Source organism: Mesorhizobium sp. M1295 (assembly GCF_040318135.1).
GTDB lineage: Bacteria > Pseudomonadota > Alphaproteobacteria > Rhizobiales > Rhizobiaceae > Mesorhizobium.
In genome coordinates, this window is the sequence record NZ_JAMYLU010000009.1 from 168,971 (window position 1) to 190,814 (window position 21,844).

Consider the following 21,844-nt stretch of genomic DNA (forward strand, 5'->3'; position numbering starts at 1 on the left):
CATCTCCCCCACAAGGGGGGAGATTGGCAGCTGCGATGTCCTCCCTCAAGAAGGAACCACCCGTGACCCAACTCCCCCATGCCGAAGACCTCGGCAGGGCGCGGACGGCTGCCGATTTTGCCGCCGTCATCGCCTTGCTCGACACCGACCTCAACAATGCGATCGCCCGCAAGGGCGAGCTGGAAACGGAAAAGTTTCACGCGATCTTCGGCGCCGGCAATTTGACGGCGGCGCGTGCCGCATTGGACGACTGCACCGCTGAAATTGCGCTGATCGAGAAAACCATCGAGGACGCGGACGAGCGCCGCGTTGGCGCCCCCCTGGACGAACCCCCCGCCGAACCCTGCGCTGACACGCCGCCGCCGGGCGACGAGGTCAGGACAAACGCCGAGGCGCTCGGCGAGCGCTGGCGCACGGTCCACTGGCTGATCGAGCAACTGCGCCAGGAGCTGTTCGCGGCCGATGCCTTGAGCCGCGCCGTCACCGCCGCCAACGGCGTGTCCGACGGCGCCGCCGGGGTCAAAGTCAACCTGACCACCATCCGGCGCACGGCCATGGCCGGCCCGCGGGCCACAGCACCCACGCGGCTCAGCCGCCCGGCGATCCAGGCCGACCGGCTGCTTTTGTCCTTCCTCAGCCCCGGCGGCGTGCTCGACCGGCGGCCTTCGATCGGCGCGCCGGTCAACGGCATCAAAAGCAAATTCATTCCCGCCGGCGAACGAGGCTGACCATGTGCACACTAGCTCTTATCGGCACGGCGCTTTCCGTCGGCGGCGCGCTGGCGGAAGGCCAGCAGTCCAGGCAGATGGCCGACTACCAGGCCAAAGCCTATGAACAGCAGGCGCGGGCCGACGCTCAAAGCTCGGCCTTCGAGCAGGGCCAGGAGCGCCATAAGCAGGACCTGCTGCAGGCGCAGGCGCGTGCCCAGGCCGGCGCTTCGGGCGTCGCCATGGCGGGATCGCCGACCGAGGTGCTGGCCGCCAATGCCAGGCAGGGCCAGCTCGACCTCAAGGCGATCCAGTACGGCTCGCAGCTGCGCCAGAACGGTCTCGGCACGCAGGCGGCGATCGCGCGCTTTTCCGGCAGGCAGGCGGTGGGCGCCTCGATCTTCAAGGCCGGCGGCAATCTCGTGTCGGGCATCTCCGGCCTCTACGACCCGGCCAAGGCGGTGACGTTCGGCAGAAGCGCCTTCCCGCCGGCGCCTGGCGGAGGCCTCTACTGATGGCCACCATCCCGCTCCAGCTTGCCCAGCGCCGGCTCGATACCGGCACTGTGGCCTCCTATCCCAACGGCTCGCCGGTGGGCGCGGCCATGCAAGGCTTTGGCGACGAGCTCTCGGCGGTGGCCGAGCGCTTTCGGCAGCAGAAGCAGCAGCAGGATGCGTTCGACGCCGACATTATCGGCCGCGAGCTGAACGCACGCATCGCGCACGCCGAGGCCGTGGCGGTGCAGACCGCGCCGGCCGACGGCGGCGGCCTGCACGACTTCATGTATGGCCAGCTCGATCCGCGCAGCGACGGCGTCGTCAAGCCCGGCCTGTTCGACCAGATCTTCGACGACACCGCGGCGAAAGTGCCGGAGGGCGAACGCGCCAATTTCCTCGCACAAAAGCAGGCGTTGCGGCTCGCCGGCTCGGCGCGCATGGCCGCGCAGCAGCACGCGCGGCGCCAGAACTACGAGCAGGCCGAGTGGACCAAGGTCGAGGACGGCTACACAAGCGCCATCGCGCAGGGCGACCCGGACGATAGCGACACGTTCGAGGCGATCAGGCAGAGCGGGCTCGAACTGATCGGCAAGATGGGCAACCCGGCGGCCCGGCAGGCGGCCGAGGCTGCCTGGCGCAGCAACACGGCAAAGGCGCTTGCCCAGGCGATGATCGCCCAGGATCCGAAGCGCGCTGCCGAGATGCTGGGGGCGGTGTTGGCCGCAACGGACGGCAAGACCAAGGACGATACCGTCGAGGCTGTGAGTGGGCCTCCGGCGGATGGAACTGCCGCACCGGCTTCGCTCCGTGACCGGGTAGGCAAGCTTACGCCGGACGAAAGGTCGGCGCAGGCCTTTGGGGACGACATTGCCCCCGAAGAGCGGCCAGGGTTGGTCCAGCAGGCCCGAGCCGCCGACGCGATGCGGCAAGTCGAAAAACGCACAAACATTATCCTGGCCGAGCAGAATGCGCCGGCCGACATCAGGGACAGTGGAACCTATTCCGGCCCGATCCCAACGCCGGAACAATTCGTCGCTCTCTATGGCGCTACCGAAGGCGCCGGGCGCTTCGAGGCGTTCAACAGGACCGTTGAGGTTAATCGCCAATTCCACGGCATGCGCGACCTGTCGAATAACGCCGTGCGGGCCATGGTCAAGGACGCCGACCCCACCGCAGATAGTTCAACGCCGGAAGTGGACAAGGCACGCCATGACGCTATCGCCGCCGCCGCGGACCTGACGTTCAAGGCCAGGCAGGCCGATCCGGGCGGCTATGTCCGCGAGGCATTCGCGAACCTTGATGCGGCCTGGAGCAACCTGTCGAAGCCGGGAGACTATCGGGCGGCGATCATTGGCTCCATCGCCGCCCAGCAACAGTTGGGTTTTGAGACCGCCCAGCCGCTACCCAACTCTGTCGCTGAGGACATTGTCGGCAGACTCAAGGCCCAGCCGCAACACCAGACCGCAGAGCTGCGCAATGTGTTCGCCGCGCTACCGAATCAAGCCGCGCGCGAAGCGGTGCTGAGCCACCTGTTTCAGACCAGCGCGTCCCAAACGGACAACAGCATCGCGGACAGGTCGGTCCGGGCAGCTGTAGTCGACCCGATGATGCTGCTCGATTTAGCCAACACTGTCGAGCCAGGACGATCGGTATCAAACGCGGAACTCACCAACTACTTACCGACGAATCAAGAGTGGCTCGGGAGATTGATAGCCGGCGACAGTGAGCGGGGGAGCCTATGGCGTCTTCTCGCGCAAAAACTCGTGGGCTCCGATGGGCTTGGCGAAGACAGCATCTCGGTGGCCGACTTCACGCCGTTGGGGACGTCATTTGCACTGGAGAAGGCTGGAAATGCAGCGCTGGAAGGCAACTACGACCAAACACTGCTCAATGCCGCGGGCGCAATTCCTGGCGATAGGTTGGCGGTGGTGGCCCTGGAACGCGCCGCGGCGAAGATTGCCAAGCCCTGGGTAGAGAAACTCTCAATATTTTCGAGGCGGCCGACTGACCTAGTCGAAGGCGGCGAGGCACTTGTTCGTGGGGTCGATGCCGAAACCCTTAGGCACCAGCAAGCGCTTGCGCGCTCGGTCTCGCCACCAATCCCACGCCGGAAGACGCGAGCCGGTGAAATGTCCGATAGTGCCTTTGATACCGCGTTACTAGGTGCGATGCTTGCTAGGGATACGTCCAAAGTTAAACATGCCGGGGCGAAGGTTGGGTGGGCTCCATCCAAGGACTATCGAAAAACCTTTTTCGACGCGAATCCTAGTCTCAACAAAAGCGACTATATAGTGCATCATGGCGTCGAGCAGGGAGTTTTTAAAAGGTATCCCGGGCTTTTTGCCGTCGGCTGACAAAAGCACAGGCGATGAAGAGCTTGATGCTGCACGTCTGGAAGCCCGAAAATATCTTGAGTTTTGTGACTGGTTTCAGACATCAAGGGAGAATATCTTGGGTATGGGGCCGACGGCATAATATATATTTTCCTTTTCGAGATTGTACCTGGCAGGCCGGAAGTGGATCCGTGAGTATGGGTGATCGTAGGCGATGTGCCTCCGACATACCTGACTTGTGAGGACGCCAAGACTCCATACGAGGCGCTGGATGGATATGTCGGCGCCATGGAAGAGTGGGTCGAAGCTGCGCGACGGGGGGACCCGGTGGCGGATCTAATCCCGGTCGATGTGCCGGCTAGCCCAGCCAACGCCGAAATGTGGGTAGCCGTCTCAAGTTCCTTGATGAGAATGTGCTTCCGTTACTTCCGAAGTGATGTATCGGCGCTTCTCTGCAAGCGCCGTCAGCTAGCTAAAGGTTCTACCGTGCGGTGATCATCGGCAAGCCCCGAACTCGAGCAGCAAGCAGGCGCATTGCCCAGACTTCGATCGCAAAGAGCCGCGGCAAAGCAGCTTGGTTCAACCAGCTATACTAATCTTTTAGTGCTTTCACGATGCTGGCTTATGGCCCGCTAACCGCCGGGCGGTCAGTTTGGCGGTGCCTTTTGGATCGCCTCCTGTTTCAGATGAAGGATTGACCTGTTGCGCACCGACTCTTTTGCGACCATGGCAAGGATCGCTTTTTTGCTTACCTTGGCCGCTGTTCTCCTGCTCGCGCTTTCGCCGGTGCGGTTCCTGCAGGAGTTGGACATGGGCTTCACCTTCCACCATGACAAGCTCAACCACGCCGCGGCGTTCGCCGCGCTGGCGGCGCTCGGAAGCCTCGGCTGGCCGGAACACAAGACGAGGCTGGTCGTGCTCCTCGCCATTACCGGCGCGGCGATCGAGCTTCTTCAGGGCGCGCAGCTGATCGCGCGCGATATGGATATCCTCGACTGGGTCGCCGACTGCGCCGGCATGGCCTGCGGGCTGGCGGCGATCGGCGGCACAAGAAGGCTCATTGGCGGATCGCTATAGCCCTGGACCGCGTTGCTCGCTGTCCGCAAATTGTCCGTGAATACATCGGCCGCGCCGGATAACGCGGTGTCCGGCCGCGCAGCTTAGATTTCCCACCGCCAGCACCGAACCCCCTTCCAGCCTCGCTCATGCGGGGCTTTTGTTTATGGAGCAAGCCCTCATGTCCCGACCTGCAACTGCCGCCGTTCGTCTCCTGACCGGCGAACGCGAACCCGTGCGCCTCGCAACCACGGCCGACATCCTCCTGCACGGCCTGCAGGCCATCGACGGCGTGCCGGCCGAAATCGGCGACCGCGTGCTGGTCAAGGACCAGGCCGACCCGACGCAGAACGGCATCTACACGGCGAGCGCAGGCGAATGGTTCCGTGCCGCCGACGCCCGCACGACGCGCACCCTGCAGAAGGGCACGACCGTTCACACCCAGATCGGGTCGGTCAATGCCGACCGCGTGTTCGAATTCACGGCCGACGAGCCGGCCGTCGGCGCCGATGCCATCACCATCGCCGCATCCGTTCCGCCCGACATCGCCGACGTGGTCGAAGAGGTCGAAGCGCTGCGCGATGAAACCCAGGCCTTGAAGGATGCTGCGGAAACCAGCGCCGGCCAGGCATCGGCCAGCGCAGCCGCTTCCGCCGCGAATGCCAGCCAAACCACGGCCGACCGGGCTGCCACCAATTCCGATGCAGTCGCCGCGGCGGCCGCAGTCATCAGCGCCCAGGCCGCACGCGACGCTTCGCTCTACGGCAAGGGCATTTTCCCGACGACTGCGGCGGCAATCGGCTTCGGCGTCGTCGGCAATGGCGCAATCACGGCGGGCTCGGGCGGCGCCAATGGCACGTTCGACCTGGCGTTTGCCGGCGGCACAGGTTCGGGCGCGGCCGGCCGCTTCGTGGTGGCGGGCGGGGCGCTGACGCAGATACTGATCACGGCGCCGGGCTCCTACACGGTGGCGCCGACGTTCAGCTTCGGGGCGTCGGCGGGGCTGGCCGGCGCCGCGGCGGTGGCGGTAATGGGCAGGAATGTCGATGTCGGCGAGTATTTCTGGACGGAGGTCAGCGCCGGCATTGTGGGGCTGTACAGCGTCGGGGCAGGCCCGATTGCCGTCGACACCGGCATTCGCGCGTCACCGGCGGAAATTGCCCTGATCAGCTCACGGACTGTGGGGCCAGTCCCAATCACTGGTTCTGTCGGCGGCACGGTCGTTGCCAACGACAACGTCTTTTTCTGGCCAGGGTCGCTGTCGGCTGTCGATGAATATCTGTCGACGCTGGAGCTTGGATTTGGCGCCGTGCCGGGGACAGCACATATCGTCTTAGCCCACGTTGAGGCCGACGGGACGCTTAGCCTGGTTTCCGAGCAGACGATATCCGCTCCAGCCGGCCCGTCGTCAGTTGTTTCGGGGCTCGCGATCCTGAAGCCTGCCGGCAGTGTCATGGGCGTCCAACGCACTGGTGCTGGCAGCTGGTACTACACTGCCGGGGCAATTCCGAACGGCGAAGTCGAGTGGTTCACAGGGGCAATTCCTGGGTCGCACATGGTCAAGACTATAAGCGCGATAAATGGTCCACAATGGAGGGCAACCTTTAGCGGCGAAGTAGCCGGCAAAGCACGCGCGGCTGCGGCGGCACTTGCCGGCATTAATCAGGCGATCGGCACCACGCAGATGATCGGATGGCCAACGCTGGTCAACACGGGGACGGATACACCGGCTAGCTACAGCGTCATCCCTGAAATCCCGTCTTCAGTCAGTGGCTACATCACTGAAGTTAATGTCGGAGCCGCAGCCAACGGCGCTGCCAAGATCCACGTTGTTGATATTGCGGCTGGCCCCACCGTCAATGTGATTAGCACCACGCCCGTCGACTTGTTGAATGGCGTCGCCAAGCTATCGCTCGGCATTCCGATTGCGGTCGGGCAATATCCAGCGATCAGTGGTGGCGGCTACAAATATCAGGCGAACAGTAATCCGCTCGGCATTCGAGCGTGGGTGAAATCGGGAGCACTGTCGAATGGCGCAGCCGTCATCGAGCAAGGGGCGCACCGTTTCGAGGTTTCATTCACGATCAAGACTGGCATCATCGCCGATGTCTCGCGCGCCTTAAATCCGCCAACGACCAATGGGGCGGCGGCCGCCGGCATCGGCTTGTTGAAGGATGCCGATCACACCGGCGTCTCTGACGCCACCGCAATTTTTGCGGCCGCCGCGGCGCAGCATCCGCAACCCTATGTCGATCACGGCAGTTTCGCGCTGACTGCAATGCCCGCAACCGGCGATGGATTTTGGGGACCCGGAAAGCCATCTGTCGGCGGGCGCCGGTTCTTCATCCCAAGTCGGCCGTCGCTGCAGAATCTGTACGATGGCTTTCGGGCGAAGATGGCGGAACACATCGCCAACAATGACGTGCTTTGTCTGATCGCGGACAGCATCGGTCTTTGGGCGCTTGCCAGCGATGGGCCGAAGCACTGGTTCAACCATGTCACCAGTTTCGCCAACATCGGCATCGCTGCCGACGAGCCGGGCATGACCGCTTTGCGGCCCTCTTCCAGCTATACGCCGGCTTTCTATGGCGTCACGGCTGCTGGAACCGTCTCGACCGGAACGCGCGGGCCGATCGGCGAAAGCATCATCTTGGCGGCCGGCGCGTCTCTCACGTTCACCGGCGCCTATGAACAGGTCGACGTGCACTATACTCAGGACGCCGGCCAGGGCTCGCTTGCCTTCGCCTTTAACGGTGGCGCGGCCTACAAGACGGTCAATGCTGCCGGGGCTCTGGTGCTTGACCAGTTTTCTGGACCGTCGCTTACCGGGCAGGCCGCGAGTGGCAATTACACTCTTACAACGGTTGGCGGGCCGGTCGAGATCACCGGGCTTATCCGGCTTGGCATAAAGGCAACTGCTTCGCGCGCACGTTTGCGCACGCTGCGCGCGGCACATGGGAGCTTTACCTTCTCGTCCTACAATACGGCGCGTCTTACCTCTGCCATTGTTCAATGTGGTTATGCCGGTGGCAAGATCGTGCCGGTTCTGGCGCTCGGCATCAACGATAGCTTTGGCACTGCGCCATCGTCCATTTCGTCCACCATCGCGACGATCCTCAACACGCTGGAAGCGGCCTTGGCTCCCCGCATCATCGTGATGCCGCCCACGCGGCCATCGGCGGCATGGGATGCAAGCTACACGTCAGGCCGTACCTACGATGCCGCCCTCGGCGCAATCCGTCAGGCCTATAGGTCCCGCAATGTGCTGAGCATCCCGATTGATGGGTTCGACTATATTAGCTCGGGCAACTACCAAGAGGGTTTGCATTTCAACGATGCCGGCCATGACGGCAACGCGCAGCGCTTCATCGAACACGTCGCGGAAAGGGGATAACTAGTCGACACTGGACGCGGTTCGTGGGTTATGGCAGGGTTTCCCCGAAGGGGAGCCCAGTGCCATGGCCAACGCCGACAGCATTATTGCGATATACGACGACTACTATGCCGGCGACAAGGTGCACGCGAAACGCGAGATTGCTTCTGTTCAGTCAGTCGACCACGTCGAAGACTTTGTCCAAGGCGAAATCTTCGACACGATACTCGATATCGGCGGCGGCGAAGGCGCCGTGCTGGACAAACTCAACAAGCGTGGGATCGGAAAGACCTTGGCGGTGGTCGAGATTTCTTCTTCGGGTATCGAGGCGATCAACTCGCGGAAAATTCCCAATCTCAAAAGCGTCTTGCGTTTTGACGGATATCACATCCCCCATCCCGACAAGTCCTTCGACCTGGGATTGGCAATCCACGTGGTCGAGCATGTCGAGCACGAACGGATGTTTCTGAGGGAGGCGGCTCGGGTTTGCAAGAAGCTCTATATCGAAGTGCCTTTGGAACATACGCGAGATCTTAGCAAAGCCATTCGGATGTCGGGGCCGTTTGGGCATATCAACTTCTACACGATCCAGACGTTTGAAAACCTTCTCAAAACATCCGGGCTAAAGGTCGAACGGCTAAAGGCTTTTGGCCAAAGCTTGCCCTATGAGCAGTATCTGGCGGGCCGCTCAAAAGGTTGGCTAAAGCACCAAATCCGAACGGGGTCGTTGAAAATCGCACCCAAAACCGCGATGCGCAGCATGGCCTACATGGCTGGGGCACTATGCTCGACCAGCTGATGGATTTTTCGCGCCAATAGGTTTTGCTGGATTGCCCCCGACCATAGTCAAGGGGGGCACGTCTTTGGTCACTACAGATCCCGCACCGACGACAGCCCCTCTGCCGATCGTCACACCTTTGAGAATGATAACATTGAAGCCGATGAAGACGTTGTCTTCAATTTTCACCGGCGCCATTGTGATATTCGTCCAGTCCTTCTTGCCCTGATGCCAGTCAGCGACGTCAGCCGTCCGATTTTGCCATGCTGTTGCATGGGCGTTGTGGTCAACAATCGTTGTCCCCCAACTTATGATCACGTCATTCCCGATCTCGATGCGGTCTGCTGCCACTAGATGGCTCTTGCCGATGTAGGTTCCATTTCCGATAACGATCTGCGCGTCAGGCCGGTCGAACGAAAAATACGAGCTTAAGATGCAACGTTCGCCGATGGAGTGACGGCCGCGCCGAGCGGTGTGTACGCTGCGCAGGTCCATCTTCGTGCCGGCACCGGCCTTGATGCCGGCTAAGCGCTGCAAGAACGGTGGCACGAAACGCATTTATTGGTTTTGCCCGAAACGAGATAGCGATGTGCGACCGGTCTGGATTATCTAAATCGCGCTGTCAACCAATGAGCACTGTCAAGCGAGAGTGCAAGCATCCAGCGCAGCGGGAAAGTAGCGAGTTCACAAGGCAAGATCTTCGCCGTCACCGAAACTGCGTCCGCCGCCGCCAGCGGCTAGCGCCTGCTGTCCTGCGGCTTCTCGTGAGATTCCTGGCCTTTCGACCACCAGACAAAATACAGCGAGCCCATCTTCATCACAGGCACGCGGCGGTCGCGTTCCCGGGCCCGCAACTCACGATAGGTCTTCATCTTCAGAGTGCCGCCCGGCAATCTGATACGCACTGCCATCGGTCCAACTCCCGTTGTGCAACGCAGCAATTGTGTGCAATGCGGTAAGTAGAGACCTTCCGTTACGGAAGAGTCAACAGCGGCATCATCAACTTATTTTGCGCGCTGGCCGGCGGAGGCTTCGCGGTGCCGGGCGGGCAGGCCTGGACGAAAGGAGCTTCATCCTGGCGACTGATCGTCAATCAGGCGCTGGCGGTTCGACCACCAGGTGAAATAGACCCGGCCGAGCCTGACGACGGGTATGCGGCGGGCGCGTTCGCGATCGCGCAATTCGCGGTATACTTTCACCTTCAGCGTGCCGCCAGGCATCCTGATACGCACCGCCATCGATTCTGCCGCCCCATTGTGCAAAGCAGCACAAGAGACCTTCCGTCACGGAAGAGTCAACGCCCGCCCGCTGACTATTTTTGGGATTTGGCGAGCGGTCTTCGGAGGTTTGGCGCGCGGCGGTTCCTGATCCCGCACGGAGGCGCCAGTGCCCGGTCGGGGATCGTCGGTGCGCGGGCTATTTCCTGGGCGAGGATTTTCTGGGCGAGGATGGGCGATCGGACATGCCGCTCGGCCACCAGATGACGAAGTAATTGCCGACCTGCCAAACCGGCACCTCGCGATTCTGCTCGCGGCGCCGCAGCTCGTCCCTTTTCTTGATCTTCAAAGTCCCGCCTGGGAGTCTGATTCTTATCGTCACGTGTCCTCCCGCACCCCCTACAGGTACGAACGACATACGCGAACAGTTTCATCCCGGCTAAGCAATTTCATCCAGGCCGAGCAATTTCGGGGCCGATACAGCGCGCCGGACCGGCGCGAGATCGCCGGAACCGGCTCTATTTGAAGAAATCCGCAATGCCGTTGATGGCCAGCACCGCATAGACGATCGGTCCGGCGATAAACGCACAATAAAGGCAGAGGATCGCTGCCAGCACCGCGAGCAGCGGCTTGTCGCGACCGACGGCGCGGAGCTCGGACCTCACCGACCAGCGCGCCGCAGCGGTTTGTTCATCATCAGGCATGTGCACCATCCCGCGCCCATTTCACACGGCGGGTCGAAAACATCAACCTTCCTTGCCACATCGGCACGCGCTGCCGCCCAATTCTGCTTTGCCGCCACGCATCCGTTTTTCAACCTCAAAACCTGCCCACAAGGGCGGAAAGGACTGCCCATGGACCTTTCATTCAAGGGCGCCGCGAGGCGCCTCGATGACATAGACTTGCCGAAACTCGGCGCCCGGATCGGCGTCGGCGAGGACGAGATCCACGCGTTCCTCGATGTTGAAACCAGCGGGCACGGCTTCGACGCCGTTGGCCGGCCGGTCATCCTGTTCGAACCGCACGTCTTCTACCGCAACCTGTCGGGTGCCAAGCGGGCACAAGCGGTAGCCGCCGGTCTCGCCTATCCGAAGTGGGGCGAGAAGCCCTATCCCAGGGATAGCTACCCACGGCTCAGGGCAGCTTGTGCGATCGACGAAACCGCGGCGCTCAAATCGGCCTCATGGGGCTGGGGCCAGGTTCTCGGCGAGAATTTCAAGGCGGCCGGCTTTCTTACCGTGCAGGCGATGGCCGAGGCTATGATGGCGGACGAGGCACTGCAACTCGGCGCGGCGATCGATTTCATCGTCGAGAAGCGGCTCGACGACAATTTGCGCAATCACGACTGGGCGGGATTCGCCAAGGGCTACAACGGCCCTGGCTATCGCAAGAGCTCCTACGATACCAGGCTTGCCGAGGCCTATCGCAAATGGTCGCGCATCAAGGACACGCCGTGGCCGTCTGCCGGTCCGGTGTCATCGGCGGTCGTCCCCGCAGCTCCGCCAGAGTCAGCAAAACCGATTGCCGTTCTACCGCCGGCCGCCGCGCCCTCTGCGCCTCCTGTGGCTGTCGCCAAGCCCGGCTTCTGGGCAGCGCTGATCGCCGCCGTCCTGAAACTATCAGCCATCCTCAAACTGTTTGGAAGGAAATGACATGTGGACCCGGATCAAGAGCTTTTTCTGCGACAGCGAGACAATATTCTGGGCGCGGTTTCAGGCGGCCATCGGCGTCATCGCGAGCATCGTCACCTATGTCGACCCGCAGGTTCTTTCGCCGATCATTCCGGGGGAATGGTTCCCCTGGTTTCTTGTGGTCAACGGCGTTTTGACCGAGTTCCTGCGCCGCCGCCGCGCGGAGGATTTGTGATGGCCGCACTCCTCGCCATTCTCGGCGCCATCATCGGCAACAAGCTCGTCATGACGATATTCGCTGCTGTGGCCGGCGGTATCGGCCTTTATGTTGCCGGTGGCATCAACCGGGCGAAGAAAGAAGCGGCCAAACAGGCCGAGGCAAAAGTCGCGGCCGGAGAAGATCGCCTCGAAATGAACCGCGAGGCCGCCGCAGAAGAGCGCAAGGCCGCCGGCATGACCGATGCGGCAGCACGAGCGGAGGCTGGGAAATGGGCAAAGCGCTGATCCTCTGCCTGGTGCTCGCCGGCTGCACGACAACCGCGCCGGCCGGCAATCCGCGCCAGGTCTGGTGCGACCACAACCAGCCGCGCCGGCCATCGGCGGCCGTCGTCGCCGCCGTGACCCGGCCCGAGCTCGACGAGATGAACGCCTTCAACGGGCAGGGTGCCAGATGGTGCGGGTGGACGCCATGATGCATGAGCTGCTCGACGTTCTGGGCATCAAGGCGCCGGTGTTGGTCGCCGGCCTTTCCGGCGGCATTTTGCGGGCCTTGTCGCGTCACCGCTACAAGGTCCGCGAAATGGTGGCCTCGCCGATCTGCGGCGCGCTGGCGGCGGCCTATCTGACGCTGCCGGTCGTGCATTATTTCCGCGCCGCCGGCCTGCCCATTCCTTCTCCGGACGACGACACCACGACGCTCGCCGCCGCGTTCCTCATCGGCGTCTCGGCGATGTGGATCTCGGATATCGTCTTCGAGGTGATCGTGCGCCGGTTCGGGCCGGTGAAGGAGGAGTAAGCCGCCCAAGCTGACAAAAGAGTGACGTTCAGTTGAAGCCCGCGGCGCCGAAAGGTGCGGCGGGCTTTTGCATTTTCCCTGGCAATCTGTACGATCTTTTCTCTGCGAGGGCGGCTCGATCCGGCGCTTGCGAAACCAAGATACGCTTTAGGCCTCACGGGAGATGGTGTCATGCTTGCCAGAGTCCTGACACAAGCGGCAGTCCTGACAGCCGGGGCGCTTCTGTTTGCCGCGACGGCCCATGCCCGGCCGGACAGCCGCGCGATGACGTGCGAACAGACACAGCTTCTGATCCAGAGGCACCGCTCGGTGGTGCTGACCACCGGACAGAACACCTACGACCGATACGTGCGCCAATTCGGCAATGAATGCGACTGGCCGCAGATGCCGCGCGTCGCTTATATCAAGACGCGTGACGGTCAATGTCTGGTCTATCGCTGCCAGGAGCCGGTCTTCGACCTCCCGAATTGAAAGCAGGGGCTTTTTCATCCGGCCGCCGACGCGGACAGCGAGGGCAGTGCGAAAGGCGGTGGCTCATTCTTCGTCGAAAGGACCACCTTCGCGTGCGAGATCGCGTGAAATAACGCGTTCATCGGTATCGTCCGGCAACGCCTCGTCGCTTTCCTGGTAAGCGTTATCGTCATCCTCCTCCGGCAGTTCGCCGTCTTTCTCGACGTCGTAACGGATGTCGCCGTTTTGCGGCACGCCGTCTGGGAGAATTCTCCCGCTCCGGATGGCGTCCCAGTCCTGCTGCTGGATCGTCGGGCTCTCGGTCTCGTCGTCGGTTCGTTCTTTCCTGCGCGGTTCCATCGCTGGTTCTCCATAATGTCGGTGGCACCTGAACTGGCTCAATGGTTGAACTCATAAGTCTGGTGGCCGGTTCCCGGCCCACTGCGGTCCGGGCGCATTGCCGCACGACGGAACCAATCGCGCCTGCCTGCCTTCACAAGTCAGACGATCCTGGCGCGAAAGGAGCTCGACATGAGACCGCTCATTTTCTTGCCGTACATGCTAGGCGCGCTGGTGCTGGCGGTGCCGGCGTCCGCGCAGCCGGGCGAACAGTCGCAATTCGACCGCTGCAAGGTCGAGCCGCCGGACAAGAACAGCCAGCAGCAGCAGCCGGCCGGCAACAATTTGTCCGATATGCTCGAGCCATGCGGTGGGGTGCTGAAGCCGCCGCCAACGGGCGATCAGGGCATGGCGGCGCCACCGCCGGATGAGGGCAGGACCCCGGTGATCAAGCCCGGCGAGGTGCCGCCACAGCCGCCCAAGCAGTAGCCGCTTCATTTGCTGCCACAGGGGCTGCCCACGGGGCTGCGACGGGGGGTAACGCCGCGCCGTTCGAGCCGGCAGGTTTGTTGCAGTCGCCTAGGAACATTAGCTTGTCCTAAATGTTGTTTTAGACGCAGCCGATATCACCCCCTCCGGTATCGCTGCTGATCGGGAAACCGATCGGCCCGCGTCTTGCGACGCGGGCCACCGCAGTTCATCCGCAGTCCATTCGCCGCACCGCACGGGGCACTTCACCGCTATTCGATTAGCCGCCACTTACGGAACAACAAGGTGGCCTGGGCGTTTGCCCAGAGGGTTCGCCGCTTCGACCGGAATGCCGCGTCGCAACCGTAAAGGCGAGGCCCGTAACAACAGGAGTAGACGATGAAAATCCACCTTGTTCCTGCTGCGGCGGGATTGGTGTTGCTCGCCGGCGTCGGCGTGGCCACCGCAGACCAGGTGATTGTCACGCCCGAACAGCAGACGGTCATCCGCGAATACGTCCACAAGCACCCGTTGGCGTCGATCAATCTTCTGGGGGTGGAGCTCAATATCGGTTCCACGTTGCCCGATACGGTCGAGCTGCAACCGATCGATGTTCCCGACGTGCAATACAGATACGTCGTCGTCGACGGTCGCACCGTGCTCGTCGACCCCGGCACGCGCAGGATCGTGCACGTCATCGAGTGACCGGCGTTCCCAAACCGCGAACCGGATTTGGAAAGGTCACGGTCTAAATTATCAAAAGAGCTCCATCCCGAAGGATCGGGATGGAGCCGCTGTCGTCTCGAAACAAGGAAAGGAGCCATTCCCATGCTGCCGCATGTCGAGCCGACCAACGTGGCCGCAGCCGTCGACAAATTGCTTGCTGAACGAGGCGATGGCCTGCTGTCGATGAAGGCAGCGATTGCGCTGTTGCGCGAACGCACCGGAACGGAGCGCTCGGACGCCGATCTTGAAGGGCTGATCATCAAGAAGGCGGCGCTCCTCGGCGTTGCTGTCCTGTGTGACAGAGAGGCTCAATAACGGTGCCTGCCGCTCAAGACGCGGGTCGAAATTTCAGCTAGAACAAAGTTGCTTACGCATGAACCGAGCCGACGGAGGCAACAGTGACGGACAGGCAGGAACGGATTCGCCAGCGGGCACACGCGATCTGGGAACAGGCAGGCAGGCCCGACGGGTCGCATCAGCAGCATTGGGATCAGGCTACCGCCGAGATCGACGCAGAAACCGCCGCGCAGGAGACCGCCAGCCGGCCGAAGCCGAAAGCACGCCAGCCTAAGCCGACGCCGGCCGCCAAGGAGGGAACTAAACCCAAGGCGCGACCGCGCAAAGCGTGAACTCGAGCCGATTTGATTGCATCGCTGGATCTCGCGGTTCGGTTGGGCCATCGTAAAGCGGGACCAGTCCTAACCGGTCCCGCTGCCGTAAGCCCACCCGCGATGGCAAGCCGGATTGTCGTGGCTTACTACTTACCGCAATTGTTGTCGTTGACAGTCGGGGAAACCGTCCCGGCAGGCTTGTTGGACGCATCGGGTTGGGCACCTTGCGGGGTTGCAGGGCAGTTTTGATCCGCATTGGAGTTCATGGCACCCGTCGTGCCCATCGTGCTGCTGGTCGTGCCAGGGTCGATGCCATTCGGCTTGGGCTGGACGAGGATGCTCTTCTCACTGCCAGGCGCATTGTTGTCCAAGCCGGCATTCTGGGCCACGCCGCGGTCGCCAGACCGGCTGCAAGTATGGAGGCTGTCAGGATTTTCGTAAGCATGTTGATCTCCATTATTCGGTTGTCATCGCATGGCGACTAGAGAGAAAACAACGCGGGCGACGGAAAGGTTCCGGCAACAATGGCACAGCACGGCGAAGCAAACACGCGCATGGCGGACCTTCTCGGCTCGTTTTCTATTGCCTCGGACCGGATTGATGTAGTCGTTTGCAGATTTAAGAATTCGCCTTATTTTGATCGCCGACCGTTGCGGCGACGTTCGTCTATCGCGGCGCCCATCAGTTGACGCTCGCATTGCTTCAACCGGCAGAGGACCTTCCCGAAGTAAAACTTTCGGAAAATTTCACTACAAACTTCACTCGGCTGTTGTGTGAACAGATACCATGAGGCCAGTAAGTTGATCGGCAAAGAAACCGATCATCTTCTTGCAAATTAGTAGGTATGCAACCGGCGATGTCGCGGGCTGTTCAGCGCAACTATAGCAAGGAGAGTGTTATGACCACCATAATCAAAACAATCACCGATGCGGTGGCGGGCAGCGCAGTTGTTTTCATGCTCTCGATGCCCGTGAATGCTGCGGACGGAATTGCCGTTGGTGTTGGAACATCCATCGGCGGCAACGGCGGCATCAAAGCCGGCCTCGGCGCGACGGTTGGTGGCCGCCAGGGCATCAACGCTGGTGCCGGCGCAACGGTTGGGGGCAGCGGCGGCATCAAGGCCGGCCTCGGTGCGTCGCTGGGCGGCAGTCGCGGCATCAACGCCGGCGCCGGCGCAACGGTTGGCGGTTCCAGCGGCATTGCCGCGGGCGCCGGCGCGTCGGTCGGGGGCAGAAGCGGCATCAACGCCGGTGCCGGCGCCACGATCGGCGGTTCCGGTGGCATTGCCGCCGGCGCGGGGGTAGGTGTCGCCAGCGGCGTCAGGGCCGGCGCGGGGGTCGGGATCGGCAGCGGCATCAATGTCGGCGCCGGTGTCGGGATCGGCGGTGGTGCCAATTCGAGCAATCCGTCCAACCCGGGCAGCCCGTCCAATCCCAACAATCCCAACAATCCCAGCAATCCCAACTTACCCCAGGTCGTCGCCGACATGTCGAGCGACAAGTTGGCCAGGATGAAGAGGCGCTGCGTCGACGTGCTCAGCAGCGAAGGCACTTATGACAGCGATTTGCGCCAGTTGTGCCTGCTGATCGCGCGCCGCTAGGGCGAATACATCGGAATGAAATGTCGGACCGGCCGAGAGGCCTTCGTCCACCAAACCTCCATCAGTCCAAAGCCCGCCATTATGGCGGGCTTTTTGCCGAGCACGTGGCGGCAGCATGACGGGGGCTCACAAGAGCACGCGCCTCAATGCGCTTGACGGCCAAAATCCGGCGAAACGGTCACCCCGCCCTCCAAGGCGTCCCGACCCAGCGCGGGACTGCTTTGCATCGGTTCGGGGCACGCGAACTCCGCCAGATCGGTTTCCGCGAAGCCGTCGAACTCGATAGCTGCGCCTTGGAGCTGGGCTGCTTGCATGACGAGCCATTCGATGTCTTCGCGCGCAACATTCTCGGCGAGGTTCTGCAGTCGCACGGCTTCGGCGACGGCAGTCAGATTGATGGCAATCCTGGACCGCAATGTAGCCCGAACTCGGGAATTGACGTCGTCATGCAGACGAACCGAAAATCTGTAGCGCATGGAAAACCTTCCTTTCAGGAGCGGTTTATCCCTCGCTTCCACCATGCGCCCAGGGGCGGCGATTGACAAGCGAAAATCTTGAAAAATCGTGCAGTATCAAATAGTTAGTGTATTTTGTCGATTGTGCAGTTGATGCTTGATCCGCTTCATTGGATTTCTGCACGGATCACGCATCTGGAGGTCTTGACGTACTCTGCCAATATACCTAACTCTACAAAGAATTAGGAACATACTAACTCAGCTACTTTTAGCCTGGTATGGCTGGAGGCAGAGATGTCCGAACTGGAACGCCCGGAACGATTGCAGATCATGCTGACCGTCGATGAACTGGCGGCATTGGAGAACTGGCGCTTCGACAAGCGCATGCCGAGCCGGTCGGCTGCGGTACGCGAACTTTTGAGGCGAGGCCTCACAGCCGATGGCTTCCTGACGGCGGCGCATGGGACCAAGTCGCGCGACTTCGGCATTCTGCCGCATTCTGCCGATGGTGACGGGGCAGCCGAGGGGTCTTCCAGCAGCGAACAGTGAATCTCCAGCGACCCCGTTCGCCCGCCGCACCTCGCTGGCCTTCACGGCCGCTGGGTATCATCAAGCAGCTTGGTTTATCTGTGTGGCCCCTCCGCCGTCGGTTGACAGAGCTGGCGTTGCAGATACATTGCACAGGACTATACAGGTGCAATGAACAGGTATGCCTATGGTCCGCCGCGTGGTCCCATCGTCTCCCGGTACGGGCAAGCCCGAACAGATCGCCACGGTTCTCGAACATGAAATCCGCTCCGGTGTTCTGGGCTTCGGCGACCGGTTGCAAAGCGAGAACGAGCTCGTCCAGCGTTTCTCCGTCAGCCGCAACACCGTTCGCAAGGGCCTCGAGGAACTGTCCAGCCGCGGGCTGATCACCACCAAGGTCGGCATCGGCTCTTTCGTCACCTTCGATGGCAAGCCCGTCGATGACTCAATCGGTTGGTCGCGGGCGCTCGCCAACGCCGGCGCAAATGCCGAGACGCGGACGCTGCGGCTCGAGGTGATCGAGGACCCTGATCTTGCCGCACTGCTTGGTATAGAAAACCCGTTTTTCATCGCTGTCGATCGGGTGCGCACCAATGCCAGCGACGGCCACGCTATCTCCATTGAGCGCAGCCGCCTGCCATTGTCACCCGAACTGGAGGACGTGCCGTTACGCGGTCTGCGCGAAGGCTCGCTCCACCAGACGCTCCGCGGCGCCGGTCTCATTCCAGACCATGGCGAGGAATGGGTCGGCATCGAAATGCTCAACCCAGAGGACGCCGCAATCCTCGGCTGCCCGCAAGGCACGCCGTTCCTGCGCGGTTGCCGCTTGACCCGCGCCGCCGATGACCGGCCGATCGAATATGTGACCAGCCTGCTCAACCCGGCGCATTTTGCGCTGCATATGAGGTTCTGAGTGATGCCGGACGACACCGGGAACATAACCGATCGGGCCATGGGAGCGCTTGTGGGCGGGGCACTGGGAGATGCGCTGGGAATGCCGACGCAGCTTTTGTCGCCGGCGCGGATTGCCGAACTCTACGGTCATGTCGAGGACTTCATTGCTCCTTTCGCCGACCATCCGGTGTCGAAGGGACTCCCGGCCGGGACGATCACCGACGACACAGAACAGGCGCTTCTGCTTGGCCGTATCCTGGTCGAATCCGGTAACCGGTTCGACCATGCGCGGTGGGTCAACGCGCTGCTCGACTGGGAACGCGATGTCAAGGCGCGCGGCAGCTACGATCTGCTGGGACCATCAACCAAACGCGCCATCGACGCCATCAATAACGGTATGCCAGCCGAGGAAGCGGGACGCAGCGGCGACACAAATGGTGCAGCCATGCGCATCGCGCCAGTCGGCATCATGATGCCGCCAGAGCCGCTTGACGCACTGGTCGGCAAAGTGGCCGAAACTTGCAGGGCGACGCACAACACGTCAATCGCAATCGCTTCGGCCGCAGCGGTCGCTGCCGCCATCAGTCGCGGCATCGCTGGCGGTGACTGGCGCGCCGCTTCCGACAGAGCCATCGCCGGGGCGAGGCACGGGGCAACGCTCGGCTATTGGGTGACCGGCGGTGACATCGCCGCGCGCATTGGGTGGGCGCAGAAGCTCGTACGCGGCAAGGAGACGAGCGACGCGATCCGGCTGATCACCGATTTGGTCGGCACCGGCGTCGCCAGTCAGGAGTCCGTTCCGGCTGCATTCGCGGTGCTGGAAGTCGCCGGCGGCGATCCCTGGCAAGCGGCAGTCATCAGCGCCAATCTCGGTGGCGACACCGACACGATCGGCGCCATCGCGGCCGGCATGGCCGGTGCCTGCACCGGCTTTTCCCGATTGCCACAAAAACACATCGCCCGGATCAAAGGCCTAGACATTGGGCGGGTGCGCGCGCTCGCCGCCGACTTGGTCGCCCTGCGGACGGCGAAGAGCAGGTCCGGCAAGGATGCGGCAGCATGAGCGGGCGTCTCGTCCACATCGGCAGCGCGGTAGTCGACTATGTCTACCGCATCGATGCCTTGCCGGCACCGGGCACGGAGAAGACCGCATCGAGCTTTGCACAAGTCGCCGGCGGCGGCTTCAACATGATGGTCGCGGCCAGCCGCACCGGCATGAAGGTGGTGTTCGGCGGCCAGCTCGGCAGCGGACCCAATGGCGACTTCCTGCGCGCGGCCTTAGCCACGGAGGGGATCGAGACACTGACGCGGGCATCGCCGGTTCTGGACAGTGGCAATTGCGTCGCCATGATCTCGAGCGATGCCGAGCGCACCTTTGTCTCGTGGCCTGGTGCAGAGAGTTTGCTCAGCCTTGACATGATGGCGCTCATTTCGGTCGCACCGGGCGACTGGGTGTTCACCTCCGGCTATACGGTTAGCTATCCGGGAAGCCGAGAGGCGCTTGTCGACTGGATCGAGGTGCTGCCGGCGGAAATTCCTTTGGTCTTCGATCCGACGCCGATCATTTCAGACATTCCGCGCACCATTCTCGACCGGGTGCTGGCGCGCACGAGCTGGCTGAGCTGCAACGCCGCCGAAGCGGCTGAGATCGCCGGCACCGGCGATGTCGAGGCTATTGCTGCCCGGCTGCTGGCCAGCCACTGCCCCAACGCGGCAGGCGTGGTCGTCCGCGCTGGCGCAAAAGGCTGCTTCGTGCGGCTGGCCGACGGCACCGCCCAAGATGTGCCCGGGTTCAAGGTCGCGGCGGTAGACACCAACGGCGCCGGCGACACTCATATCGGCGCCTTCGTCAGCGCGCTCTCGCACGGCGTGTCGCCGTTCGAAGCGGCGCGTTACGCCAATGCGGCGGCGGCGCTCTCGGTCACCCGCCATGGCGGGTCGATGGCGCCGAACGACCAGGAGATCCAGCGATTCCTCAGCCATGACGATCGACCGACGACCGTGCATGGCCGGAAACAAGAGGCCCATTTCTGACAGCCTAATGGGATAACAAGCCCGCCAACCGGGCAACAATGAGAGGAACGAACATGCGCATGCCCAAACTGACTGCTTTTCTGACGGCAACCGCTGTCTTCGCTTCGGCGCTTACGCTGGCCGCCAGGGCCGACGAGGTGCACGTACTCAACTGGAAGGGCTATGGCGCCGACGAGCCCTGGGCCATAGCCGCCTTCGAAAAGGCAACCGGCAACAAGGTCGTCAACGACTTTTTCAATTCCGAACAGGAAATGCTGACCAAGCTCAGGACCAATCCCGGCCTTTACGATGTCGTCATGATCAATGCCGCCTTCAACGATCAGGCGATGGCGGAAAAGCTCATTCAGCCGATCGACACGTCCAAGCTGGCGAACTATGCCGACATCAGCAAGGACAAGGCCGGATCATCGATGCTTGTCCATGACGGCAAGGTCTATGGGGTGCCGTGGGTTTGGGGGCTGACGGCGCTCGCCATCAACGACAAGTCATTCGACAAGCCGCCGACCAGCATCGCCGAAATGTGGGATCCCGCCCACAAGGGCCGCGTTACCATCCGTGACGATGCCGTCGAGGCCGTGCAGTTCGGCGCCATCGCTACCGGCCAGAACATCAACGACGTCAAGGACATGGAGGCGGTCAAGGCGAAGCTGACCTCGCTGATGCCGCAGATCAAGACTTTCTGGAGCTCGGAGAACGACTGGAACCAGATGGTTGCCTCCAACCAGATCGACATCGGCACCTATTGGAGCGGCTCGGCCGACCGCGCCAAGACGCATTTCAAGCTGCCGGTCTCGCTGGTCATTCCCCAGGAGGGTGCCGTCGCCTGGCTTGACGCCTTTTCCATTCCGGTCGGTTCCAAGAACGTCGCCGGGGCGCAAGCCTTCATCAACTACATGATCGACCCAAAGTTCTATGTCGAATGGGTTACCAAGGTCGGCGCGCCGGTGTCGGCCAACACCAAGGCGGTCGAAGCGCTGCCAGAGGGTTCCTTCAACCGCAAGGTGATGGGCGACCCGGCAGTCGCCAAGCGCATCCAGTTCCAGGCGCCGATTACTGACGCGCAGCGCGAGACCTATCTGGCGCTCTGGCAGCAGCTCAAGGTCGACGTGAAGTAACAGCAGAAGCCGCGATC

Annotated in this window: 29 protein-coding genes; 22 read left to right on the forward strand and 7 right to left on the reverse strand. The window is 62.2% G+C overall.

Annotation, left to right across the window (positions count from 1 at the left end):
• Window positions 1-62: 62 nt before the first annotated feature.
• From NKH29_RS15255 to NKH29_RS15280, 6 genes are all read left to right on the forward strand, one after another.
• Window positions 63-728: a hypothetical protein gene (locus NKH29_RS15255; protein WP_353000026.1), complete on the forward strand. Its 666-nt coding sequence runs from the start codon at window positions 63-65 to the stop codon at window positions 726-728.
• Window positions 729-730: 2 nt separating this feature from the next.
• A complete protein-coding gene (locus NKH29_RS15260; RefSeq protein ID WP_352589734.1) occupies window positions 731-1,222 on the forward strand; it encodes a hypothetical protein in 492 nt (163 codons plus the stop codon).
• A complete protein-coding gene (locus tag NKH29_RS15265) occupies window positions 1,222-3,558 on the forward strand; it encodes a hypothetical protein (RefSeq protein ID WP_353000028.1) in 2,337 nt (778 codons plus the stop codon). The genes NKH29_RS15260 and NKH29_RS15265 overlap by 1 nt, the downstream gene beginning before the upstream one ends.
• Before the next feature lie 789 nt (window positions 3,559-4,347).
• Window positions 4,348-4,614: a hypothetical protein gene (locus NKH29_RS15270; protein WP_353000030.1), complete on the forward strand. Its 267-nt coding sequence runs from the start codon at window positions 4,348-4,350 to the stop codon at window positions 4,612-4,614.
• A 160-nt stretch (window positions 4,615-4,774) separates the two neighbouring features.
• Window positions 4,775-7,987, forward strand: coding sequence for an SGNH/GDSL hydrolase family protein (locus tag NKH29_RS15275; RefSeq protein WP_353000031.1), 3,213 nt, complete (start codon window positions 4,775-4,777; stop codon window positions 7,985-7,987).
• A 64-nt stretch (window positions 7,988-8,051) separates the two neighbouring features.
• Entirely contained in the window at window positions 8,052-8,765 is a 714-nt protein-coding gene (locus NKH29_RS15280) for a class I SAM-dependent methyltransferase (RefSeq protein WP_352964444.1), read from the forward strand.
• Here NKH29_RS15280 and NKH29_RS15285 read toward each other — a convergent pair.
• From NKH29_RS15285 to NKH29_RS15300, 4 genes are all read right to left on the reverse strand, one after another.
• The gene (locus NKH29_RS15285; RefSeq protein ID WP_352788671.1) at window positions 8,748-9,302 is read right to left on the reverse strand and encodes an acyltransferase; all 555 of its coding nucleotides are present in this window, start codon (window positions 9,300-9,302) and stop codon (window positions 8,748-8,750) included. The two genes, NKH29_RS15280 and NKH29_RS15285, sit on opposite strands and share 18 nt — an antisense overlap.
• Before the next feature lie 179 nt (window positions 9,303-9,481).
• Window positions 9,482-9,655 carry a hypothetical protein gene (locus NKH29_RS15290; RefSeq protein ID WP_352788670.1) on the reverse strand — a complete coding sequence of 58 codons (174 nt, stop codon included), beginning with the start codon at window positions 9,653-9,655 and terminating at the stop codon, window positions 9,482-9,484.
• Window positions 9,656-9,814: 159 nt separating this feature from the next.
• Window positions 9,815-9,982 (reverse strand): hypothetical protein, encoded by a 168-nt coding sequence (locus NKH29_RS15295; RefSeq protein WP_352589751.1) that lies wholly within the window; start codon window positions 9,980-9,982, stop codon window positions 9,815-9,817.
• 497 nt (window positions 9,983-10,479) lie between these two features.
• A complete protein-coding gene (locus tag NKH29_RS15300) occupies window positions 10,480-10,665 on the reverse strand; it encodes a hypothetical protein (protein ID WP_023723040.1) in 186 nt (61 codons plus the stop codon).
• Between the two features lie 150 nt (window positions 10,666-10,815).
• Here NKH29_RS15300 and NKH29_RS15305 point away from each other — a divergent pair, with 150 nt between their 5' ends.
• The 6 genes from NKH29_RS15305 to NKH29_RS15330 all read left to right on the forward strand — a co-directional run bounded on the left by NKH29_RS15305 (window position 10,816) and on the right by NKH29_RS15330 (window position 13,078).
• Entirely contained in the window at window positions 10,816-11,613 is a 798-nt protein-coding gene (locus tag NKH29_RS15305; RefSeq protein ID WP_352788668.1) for an N-acetylmuramidase family protein, read from the forward strand.
• A gap of 1 nt (window position 11,614) precedes the next feature.
• Window positions 11,615-11,827 (forward strand): hypothetical protein, encoded by a 213-nt coding sequence (locus NKH29_RS15310; RefSeq protein ID WP_352788666.1) that lies wholly within the window; start codon window positions 11,615-11,617, stop codon window positions 11,825-11,827.
• Complete coding sequence (locus NKH29_RS15315) at window positions 11,827-12,096, forward strand: hypothetical protein (protein WP_023723037.1); 270 nt, start codon at window positions 11,827-11,829, stop codon at window positions 12,094-12,096. Before NKH29_RS15310 ends, NKH29_RS15315 begins: the two co-directional genes overlap by 1 nt.
• Window positions 12,081-12,284, forward strand: coding sequence for a hypothetical protein (locus NKH29_RS15320; RefSeq protein WP_352589760.1), 204 nt, complete (start codon window positions 12,081-12,083; stop codon window positions 12,282-12,284). Before NKH29_RS15315 ends, NKH29_RS15320 begins: the two co-directional genes overlap by 16 nt.
• Complete coding sequence (locus NKH29_RS15325; protein WP_036245970.1) at window positions 12,284-12,607, forward strand: hypothetical protein; 324 nt, start codon at window positions 12,284-12,286, stop codon at window positions 12,605-12,607. Before NKH29_RS15320 ends, NKH29_RS15325 begins: the two co-directional genes overlap by 1 nt.
• Window positions 12,608-12,778: 171 nt before the next feature.
• Window positions 12,779-13,078: a hypothetical protein gene (locus tag NKH29_RS15330; protein WP_353000034.1), complete on the forward strand. Its 300-nt coding sequence runs from the start codon at window positions 12,779-12,781 to the stop codon at window positions 13,076-13,078.
• 63 nt (window positions 13,079-13,141) lie between these two features.
• On the opposite strand, the gene NKH29_RS15335 is transcribed toward NKH29_RS15330, so the two are convergent.
• The gene (locus NKH29_RS15335) at window positions 13,142-13,417 is read right to left on the reverse strand and encodes a hypothetical protein (protein ID WP_023723033.1); all 276 of its coding nucleotides are present in this window, start codon (window positions 13,415-13,417) and stop codon (window positions 13,142-13,144) included.
• Window positions 13,418-13,588: 171 nt separating this feature from the next.
• Between NKH29_RS15335 and NKH29_RS15340 the strand changes: the two genes are divergently transcribed.
• The 4 genes from NKH29_RS15340 to NKH29_RS15355 all read left to right on the forward strand — a co-directional run bounded on the left by NKH29_RS15340 (window position 13,589) and on the right by NKH29_RS15355 (window position 15,219).
• Window positions 13,589-13,885, forward strand: a complete 297-nt coding sequence (locus tag NKH29_RS15340; protein ID WP_353000036.1) for a hypothetical protein — start codon at window positions 13,589-13,591, stop codon at window positions 13,883-13,885.
• 378 nt (window positions 13,886-14,263) lie between these two features.
• The gene (locus NKH29_RS15345; protein ID WP_031195423.1) at window positions 14,264-14,569 is read left to right on the forward strand and encodes a DUF1236 domain-containing protein; all 306 of its coding nucleotides are present in this window, start codon (window positions 14,264-14,266) and stop codon (window positions 14,567-14,569) included.
• A gap of 123 nt (window positions 14,570-14,692) precedes the next feature.
• Complete coding sequence (locus tag NKH29_RS15350) at window positions 14,693-14,905, forward strand: hypothetical protein (RefSeq protein ID WP_352524156.1); 213 nt, start codon at window positions 14,693-14,695, stop codon at window positions 14,903-14,905.
• 83 nt (window positions 14,906-14,988) lie between these two features.
• Window positions 14,989-15,219 carry a DUF2934 domain-containing protein gene (locus NKH29_RS15355; RefSeq protein ID WP_352546988.1) on the forward strand — a complete coding sequence of 77 codons (231 nt, stop codon included), beginning with the start codon at window positions 14,989-14,991 and terminating at the stop codon, window positions 15,217-15,219.
• 128 nt (window positions 15,220-15,347) lie between these two features.
• Here the strand turns inward: NKH29_RS15355 and NKH29_RS15360 are convergent, their stop codons facing one another.
• On the reverse strand, window positions 15,348-15,590 hold the full coding sequence (locus NKH29_RS15360) for a hypothetical protein (protein WP_353000038.1): 243 nt from the start codon (window positions 15,588-15,590) through the stop codon (window positions 15,348-15,350).
• A gap of 509 nt (window positions 15,591-16,099) precedes the next feature.
• On the opposite strand from NKH29_RS15360, the gene NKH29_RS15365 reads away from it, so the two are divergent.
• A complete protein-coding gene (locus NKH29_RS15365; RefSeq protein ID WP_353000039.1) occupies window positions 16,100-16,801 on the forward strand; it encodes a hypothetical protein in 702 nt (233 codons plus the stop codon).
• Window positions 16,802-16,944: 143 nt separating this feature from the next.
• Here NKH29_RS15365 and NKH29_RS15370 read toward each other — a convergent pair whose 3' ends face one another.
• On the reverse strand, window positions 16,945-17,346 hold the full coding sequence (locus tag NKH29_RS15370; RefSeq protein WP_353000040.1) for a hypothetical protein: 402 nt from the start codon (window positions 17,344-17,346) through the stop codon (window positions 16,945-16,947).
• 204 nt (window positions 17,347-17,550) lie between these two features.
• Between NKH29_RS15370 and NKH29_RS15375 the strand changes: the two genes are divergently transcribed.
• The 5 genes from NKH29_RS15375 (at window position 17,551) to NKH29_RS15395 (ending at window position 21,827) form a co-directional block, all read left to right on the forward strand.
• Window positions 17,551-17,805, forward strand: a complete 255-nt coding sequence (locus NKH29_RS15375; RefSeq protein WP_023721298.1) for a hypothetical protein — start codon at window positions 17,551-17,553, stop codon at window positions 17,803-17,805.
• A gap of 166 nt (window positions 17,806-17,971) precedes the next feature.
• On the forward strand, window positions 17,972-18,697 hold the full coding sequence (locus NKH29_RS15380) for a GntR family transcriptional regulator (protein WP_023721297.1): 726 nt from the start codon (window positions 17,972-17,974) through the stop codon (window positions 18,695-18,697).
• A gap of 3 nt (window positions 18,698-18,700) precedes the next feature.
• Window positions 18,701-19,741 carry an ADP-ribosylglycohydrolase family protein gene (locus NKH29_RS15385; protein ID WP_023721296.1) on the forward strand — a complete coding sequence of 347 codons (1,041 nt, stop codon included), beginning with the start codon at window positions 18,701-18,703 and terminating at the stop codon, window positions 19,739-19,741.
• Window positions 19,738-20,712 carry a PfkB family carbohydrate kinase gene (locus tag NKH29_RS15390; protein ID WP_352481613.1) on the forward strand — a complete coding sequence of 325 codons (975 nt, stop codon included), beginning with the start codon at window positions 19,738-19,740 and terminating at the stop codon, window positions 20,710-20,712. The genes NKH29_RS15385 and NKH29_RS15390 overlap by 4 nt, the downstream gene beginning before the upstream one ends.
• Window positions 20,713-20,765: 53 nt before the next feature.
• Window positions 20,766-21,827: an ABC transporter substrate-binding protein gene (locus tag NKH29_RS15395; protein ID WP_352481612.1), complete on the forward strand. Its 1,062-nt coding sequence runs from the start codon at window positions 20,766-20,768 to the stop codon at window positions 21,825-21,827.
• Window positions 21,828-21,844: the final 17 nt, after the last annotated feature.